Source organism: Acidobacteriota bacterium (assembly GCA_034211275.1).
Taxonomy (GTDB): domain Bacteria; phylum Acidobacteriota; class Thermoanaerobaculia; order Multivoradales; family JAHZIX01; genus JAGQSE01.
The window spans coordinates 1-7,336 of the sequence record JAXHTF010000266.1 but is presented as its reverse complement, the minus strand read 5'-3'; the positions used below and the strand labels follow the sequence as shown (position 1 = coordinate 7,336).

Annotated in this window: 2 protein-coding genes; both read right to left on the bottom strand. The window is 65.0% G+C overall.

Translation table 11 applies throughout. The features are described from left to right. Positions 1–4,390 (bottom strand): DNRLRE domain-containing protein (locus tag SX243_24300; GenBank protein ID MDY7096108.1); only part of this gene is annotated, 4,390 nt, incomplete at its 3' end. Positions 4,391–5,309: 919 nt separating this feature from the next. Then, positions 5,310–6,530, bottom strand: coding sequence for a hypothetical protein (locus SX243_24295; GenBank protein ID MDY7096107.1), 1,221 nt, complete (start codon positions 6,528–6,530; stop codon positions 5,310–5,312). Between the last annotated feature and the right edge of the window lie 806 nt (positions 6,531–7,336).

The window sequence follows — 7,336 nt, the reverse complement described above, 5'->3', positions numbered from 1 at the left end:
GCGCTGCGAGCGGCCCTTTTCCGCCGAATCTTCGTTCGAAAACCTCGCCGATACTCGCATCGCCTGCGGTTTTCCGGCCTTGATTCGGCGAAAAATTGCTCGCTCTCGCTGGCGTCTGACTTTTGCCACGGGCTGCTAGATCCTCGTCCCCCCCACTACGGCACTGGCCCGCCACGGTGTGGATGGTTCCCAGGGCGTCGATGCGGCGTACGCAGCCGGCACCGGTATCCGCCACCAGCAGCGTGCCGTCCGCCGCCACCGCCACACCCTCCGGAGCGCTCAGCCGTGCCGCCGCGGCTGGCCCGCCGTCGCCGCAGTCCTCCTCCGCGGTCGCTTCGATTCCCCCCGGTCCGGCCAGACCGTCGGTGGGATCGTCGTCGTCATCGTCCCCACCTCCTGCGCAGGGCTCTCCGGTCCCCGCCACTGTAGTCATGCGGCCGTCAGGCCGAATGCGGCGAATCTTGTGGTTGAAAGTGTCCGCGATGTAGACCGATCCGTCCGGCGCGACCGCCACGTCCGAAGGGCTGTCCAAGGGCTCCCTCGCCGCCGGCGCATCCTCGGCCCCGTCTCCCGGCGAACCGGTTCCCGCCAAGCGCGTCAACACCGGCCCGAGCCAGCTGGCCCGGCGCTGCGAGCCGTCGCCCAAATACAGAGTGCGGCTGTTCGGGTCATAGACGTGATGAACCGAAAGACTCCAACCGCCGAGTCCCAGATCCCGAGCATCGAAGGTGCCCAGTGCTTGGGAGGAAGTGCTCTCCAGTGTTCCCGAGAAAACCCGTTCCAGTCGGATCGTAGAGTCCGTCCGGCTCCGCGGCGGCGGGCTAATGGAGCCCTCGGGAAAACGCTCCCAGCTGATCCGACGGGTAGCCGGCGACTGATAGGTGCCGGTGTACACGTACCGCTTGACGATCTCCACCGGAACCCGACCCTGAGCGTTGCGTTGGTAGCCATCGCGACCATCCCAGGTGAACGAGAAGACCTGCCCCGGCTCCGGACCGAATTCGCGGCGGATCCGCTGGCCACCGACTCGGATGTCCAACTCCACGCCCATCAGCGAACCCGGCGGTGTCTCGGTGGTCACCCGAGTCCGTAGCCGGTACTCGGCGGTCCTTCCCGCCTGCCGGTCGCTGCGGTAGTGCAGGGAGAGCTCGCTACCGGGGAGCGACAACGACTCCCCCAGGACCTGGTCCCGACATTCGAGCACCGAACCCTGCCAGCGGCACGGATCCTCGTCCTTCTCCGGCCCGTCGCCCTCGTCGCCCGCCTCGCCGAAGGGATCCAGCGGATCTTCCGGCCCCTCCAGATCCTCGTCGTCCCAATCGTCAAAGTCGTCCACATCCCCCGGCGGCAGCACCGCGTCGTCCGGCGGCGCGTAGGGGTAGTTGCAGTCCCACGGCGTCAGGTGCGGGATGGGGGAGCGCCACAGCTGGGTGCCGGGAGCGTAGAGCGCAGCAAGGCGCTCCAGCTCGCCGTCGGTGAAGCTCAGCTCCTCCAGCGCCGCGGCGTCCGCCGGCTGCCCGGAGCCATCGACATCCACCGCCGCCCGGCCCGCACCGGCGGCGCCCAACACCTCGACCACTCGGCCGTTGGGAGCTCCGACCCACGCCGCCTGCCGGCGGTCCCAATAGCCCAAGGGCACCCGCTCTCCCACCGGGAAGCCGAGGAAGTTCTCCACATAGAGGTACACCGGCTGGCTGAAGCGCACCTCCACCGCCCCGGCGGCCTCCGCCTCGTCCGCCGACAGCTCCACCGCGTAGGTGTAGGCCACCGTCGGCGGCAGTGGTCCGGGCATGGCGTCGGGGCCGAGGGGACCGACGGTGTATTCGGTGGCTCGGAGGGTCAGGCTCGGCAGCGGTTGGACCGTGCCGTCTGCCAACTCCATCTCTGCGGTGGTGCCGGCGGGGAAGACCAGAGTCGCTTGACGGCTGCCGTCGGCGTCGGTCTGCACCGAGCCCCGGGCCACCTGCGCGTCGGCGGCGCCCGCCGTGATCACCGTACTGACCGAGTCGTAGGGCAGCAGCACCGCCTCGTCGGCGAAGGCCCAATCGCGCCATGGCGCCCGCACCTGGCGCTGGATGGGCAAGTAACCTTGCTTCGAATAGTCGAGGGTCAGGATGCCGCCGCCGTTGACCGCCAGATCAAACCAGCCATCGGCCCGGGACAGGGTCGAGCCAAACTCCGGATGATCGAGAACGGCGACCGTCACCCCCGGCAGTGGCCCTCCATCCCGGTCCAAGACCTGGCCACGCAGCACGGCGATGCGACGGGGATCGAGGGTCCCGGGCTCGACGCCGGTCTGGATGGGATCGTCGCCGGTATAGAGGAATTCGGTGGCGGAGTGGAGATCGTAGGTCACCGTACGGTCCAGATCCGGCGCTATGTCCACCGGATCCGGCGGCAGCTCCGGCCCGTCCGGCAGCTCCGGCTCCCCGCCCACGAAGTCGAGCACCAGCCGCGGTGCCTGCTCCCACAAGCCCTCCCGCGAGGTGAAGCGCACCAGACCCAGCCGGTGCTCCAGCCGCTTCTTGAGCAACCACCCGAAGCTCTCCTCCCCGGCCAGCGCCGCCGCCACGTCGGCGGTGACGTCGAAGCTCACCCAACCCAACTGGTCGCTGGTCACCGCAGCAGAAGCGCTGGGCACCTCATCGAAGACTCCACCGTTCCACCGCACCAGACAATCCGGCCGGAAGTTCTGAGGGTTCGTGTCCTCGGCACAGGTCCAGGTCACTCCCTCCTCGCTCCACGGCTCGAGCAGCCGGTGCACGTCCACCTCCCGGCCCCACGGTCCCCAGTTGAAGGCGTTGTGCTCGATGAAGAGCTCCAGGCGAGCTCCCTGGAGCGAGTCCAACACCACTTCTACCTCGGAGAGGTCGAACGCCGTCAGCGAGCGATGGCGCCCTGCCCAGCGCAGCTGCAAATACGGCGCGTCGCCGCGGTTGCGGTTGCGCAGCGTGCGCCCGATGAAGCTATCCGCCACCGCCGGCAGCGCCACCTGATGCTCGCCCTCGCCGAGGAGCACCCAGATGGCTCGATGAGCCGAGGCAGTCCGGCCCGAAAGATCGGTAATCTCCGCCGTCACTAGGTGCTCGCCTTCCGCCAGCTCTTCGCCACTCGCCGGCTGGGCCGGACAACTCGCCGAAGCGTCCGTCACCGCACAGAAAGCGGTGATGTCCTCGCCGTCCAGGCGCACCACCAGGCTCCCCAGGTCGACGGCCGCCGAGCCGGCGGAGTAGGCGAGCTCGATCTGCAGCTCTTCCGGTAGATCCTGCGGGTTGATCTGGAGGAAGCCCTCCGGCCCCAAGATGTCGATCTCCGGCCCCGCTCCCGCTCCCTCGGCAGCCGAGCTCCACCCGTCGGCGAACTCGGCCGGCAGCGGCAGCGGCCCCCCGTCCGGTCCCCCGACCACCAGCGCCCGCACCGGCTCCCCCGCATCCACCGCGTCGAGCAGATTCCCCGCCTCGTCGTATCGTCGCACCTCGCTCCCCGCGCTCACCCACACCCCACCCCGAGGATCCGCTGCTAGCGCGTGGATTCGGGAACCGTCAAACGGTTGGAAAGCAAGGCTCCGCGTCTCGCCGCCAGGCTTCGAGCTCTCCTGGCGCTGCCACCGCACCAGCTCGCCACTGCGGGCTCCCCAGAATCCCCCTTCGGTGGCGGCAATCTGCGCAATCCCCGGCCCCGGTATCCCCGAAAGAGGCAACCGCTCCCGCAGCTCCCCGCTCGGCGAATACACCGCCACCTCCTCCGCCAGCGCTATCCAAACGCTCCCATCCGGCCCCACAGCCAGCCCCATATCCAGCCCCACAGCCAGCTCCTGGGGCTCCGCGACTCCCGCCCCCAACGGCAAGACCAGCCGCTGCTCCACCTCACCGGACACCGCATCCCGTGCCTCCACCCCTCCTTCCGTCGCGACCCACACCCGCTCCCCGTCCGGGCTCAACGCCACCCCCACCGCCGGCGCCGGCAGCTCCTGGCTCACCCACCGCTGCCCCGCCTCGCCAAAGCTCTCCATGCGGCTCCCCTGCACCAACCAAACCGACCCATCCGCGGGCCGCAACAGCAGCTTCCCCGGCTCCCCTCCCCGCGCCAGCAACGGCACCCGAAAGCGCTCGGTCCCATCGAGCCCCCAAACCGTCAACTCCTCCACCGACAGCACCCACACCACCCCCCGCCCCTCATCCACCACCAGGCTTTCCGCCTCCTCGAGCTGCCGGAAGCGCTCCAACAACGCCCCATCCTCACCCCCGTGGTGCAGGGCCAGGGAAGGGGTCAGAATCCACAAAGACGGCGACGGCAACGGCAGCGGCTCCAACATCTCTGAATCCGCAGGAAGCCAAATGGTGAGAGCGAGAAGAGCGGACACAAGGACGGCGAGAACGAGACGCTGCATGAACTTGAGCTCCTCTTGGGGGGAGGAAAGGGATTTACCGCACCTGGACGGAGACAACCGTCATCGTCCAGGTGCGAGGGCCTCTGGACCTATCGACGCTACGAATTGGGGGCGAGTTCCGTCGGGGAGGGTATCACTCTGGTGGATGACTCAGCCTGCCCGAAGCTAAGATCCAAGCGCCACCAGGGGCAAGCCATCGTTGGGTCCGCGGTATGGTCACTCCACCATGAAGACAACTCTAGATCTCGATGACCATCTTCTGGCAGAGGCCAAGGAGCGTGCCGCCGCCTCGAGGCAGACGCTCCAAGCCCTGGTCGAAGAGGCCCTTCGAGCTCATTTGCTCGAACGGTCCGAGTCTCCTCAAGGATTCCGGCTGAAGCTTCCTGTGGTTGGAGGTAAAGGAGCGCCCGCGGTCGAGATCATGGACCGCGAAGGTCTCTATGATCTCCTGGAGGATCGGGGTCGAAGCTGATCACCTGTGCCAGCAGTTTGCTCTTCGATGTGCAGATCGAGTAGTGCGTCTGCTGGATCTAGACAGCCTGCCCCACAGCAGTTTGAGTACACGAGCTGCCTGACGTGACCTTTTCAGCTCTAAGTACTTTCTAACGCCGGCCCCGCAGCTTCCCCAGCTGTCCCCGAAGCGGCGCCATCGCTGCAGCCAAGTCTTCTGCCAACAGCTCTCGCTCTTCGGCATCACACTTGCGCCCCACTTCGCCCACCCGGTTTGCCAGAAACTGAGAGAGGACCGCCAGATCCCCGATCGCCCCTCGAAGCTGCGCGATCGGCGGAGTAGAGCGCGAGAATTGATCCCGGACGCCCGGTAGCCTCTTGGACGCCTCGTCGAGAAGGCGCACCAGGTACCGGATCGCTGCTTGCTCCTGGTCAGAGACCGCAGGTGGCTCGTGCCTATCAGAGGACATCATCGACGCTCTCTCCCAAGATTCTTCTTCTCGATGAGCTCTGCTAATTGATCCACCAGATGCGTTCCCACCTGCTGGTACTCCAATGCTTTCGAGAGAACCGCTATTGCTTCCACTGCTTCAGCTGCCAGATCCTGGTTTCTGAGAGCCTGAAGAGTCGGGCCAGAGGTCTCCACCAACTCCTGAGTCCGGCCCTCCAAGGCATACAGCTTCATCAAATCAACGCCAATAGAGGCGAATTGGAAGGAGGAATTTGCGGCTCGGTATCCATCGAAGGCCGCGACTAAGTCGGACCTGGCTTCCTGCAGACGCCCTAATGCCAGATTTACTCTTCCCCTGATCCACCTCCAAGTGAGCAACGTCCGACTTTGCGCCGGCAGATCCTGGAGATAGTGCTCCGAGCTCTCTAGCACCACAGCTGCAGCCTCGGCCTCACCGCCTCGCCGGTACATCTCGGCCAGGTTGGCGAAAGCAGCGAGGGTGACCGCGGGCTCCCGATCCTCGTCGATCAAAGCGATGGCCTCGATCTGGATCTGGATGGCGCGCCGCACCTGGTCGCAAAGATCGAGGATCTCCGCCCGCTTCAGGAGAACGCGAGCAAGCTCCTGCTGATGATCTAGGCGACGATAGAGAATCTCTGCGCAGCTCAAGCACTGAAGAGCTCGCTGGTATTTCTCCCGATCTCGGAGCAAGGACGCTTCAAGGCAGCGAACTCGGGCGGCAGCCAGAGGATCGCCAGTTCCATGAGACAGGCATTGGTAAGCGTTGTCAAAGCCCTGTCGCGCGTCCGCCCATCGGCATTGGACCCGGCGGACGTTGGCCAGCTGTGCGCGCACCAGTCCCTGCAAGTCCCACCAAGCACACCCACCACCGAACTCGACAGACAGCTGGCGCTTGCCGAGACGTTCTGCGGTCATGGAGAGAATCATCTGAGCCGCCCGGGCCGCCTCGACGGCTTCTTCGGGGGCTACCGAGGTCAGCTCGCCACAACGTTGAATCAACGCCTCGACCAGCGGCCGAGAGAAGAGACGGCCCCGGCTTCGCTTGAGCTTCTGGTGCAGATCCCGACCGCCAGAGGCCAAGAGCTCATCGACTTGATCCGGAGCATGCCTTTTACGTCGATAGTGTCGCAGGCGAAGATCTTGCTCACTCAGACAAGCTCGCCCGACGATGACGTCGACTACGGCCGGCAACGGAAGAAGGAATGTCTCTTCGCTCATAAGAAGATGGTGAGATCATATCGGCCACACCCTTTGGCACAACCGACATATGCCTATACTCAGCAAGAAATGTCTTCTAGAGAATCCGCCCAAAGCTCATGGCCCAGAAGGGATATTCCATCTCTTGGAGCACAAATTCCGAACACCACACCACCGAAGAGCGGGACAGTCATCCCGAGCCCAAGATCACACGTCATCCATCGGGATCGATATGCGGACTGTGCTCACCTTCAGCACCCAACGACTCGCGTCCTGTTGGAAGACGATTCCAGAAACCGAGAACCCAGTCCGTAATCAAGCTCCACATGGAGACCTCCTCCAGCGATGACTGCATCACCCTGCCTCCATGGCAAGGCCCGGCCATCTGCTTAGGAAGTGCACCACAGAGCTCGCCAGAGCCCGACCCCCGGCTCCTTCGCACAAAGAAACAAAGTCATACGGGCATCAAGAAGAACCGACATTCAAGGTTGAGGCTCTAGCCATCGGGATCGATATGCGGACTACCGTCGCCTTCGGTTGAACTGTTTCCGCCGAAAAGCCACTCCCACGAATCGAAGAACCAACCGGTAATCAAGCTCCACATGGAGACCTCCTCCAGCGATGACTTCGGCGCCCTGCCTCCATGGCAAGGCCCGGGCATCTAACCAAGGAGTGCATCGAGTCGCCGGACGAGGGTCCATCGCTGACGGGCGACGAGGACTACACCCCCCTGAAACAACATCCCACCCCGCCCCGTAGTACCTATTGACGGATGAGCGCATTTACTGAGCAACGATAATTCAAGTCACCAGGAGGTCAATCATGAC

What these genes read in the sequence shown, in the direction of transcription:
- SX243_24295 (MDY7096107.1), bottom strand. Translation starts at nt 6,530, where the DNA reads ATGAGCGAAGAGACATTCCTTCTTCCGTTGCCGGCCGTAGTCGACGTC.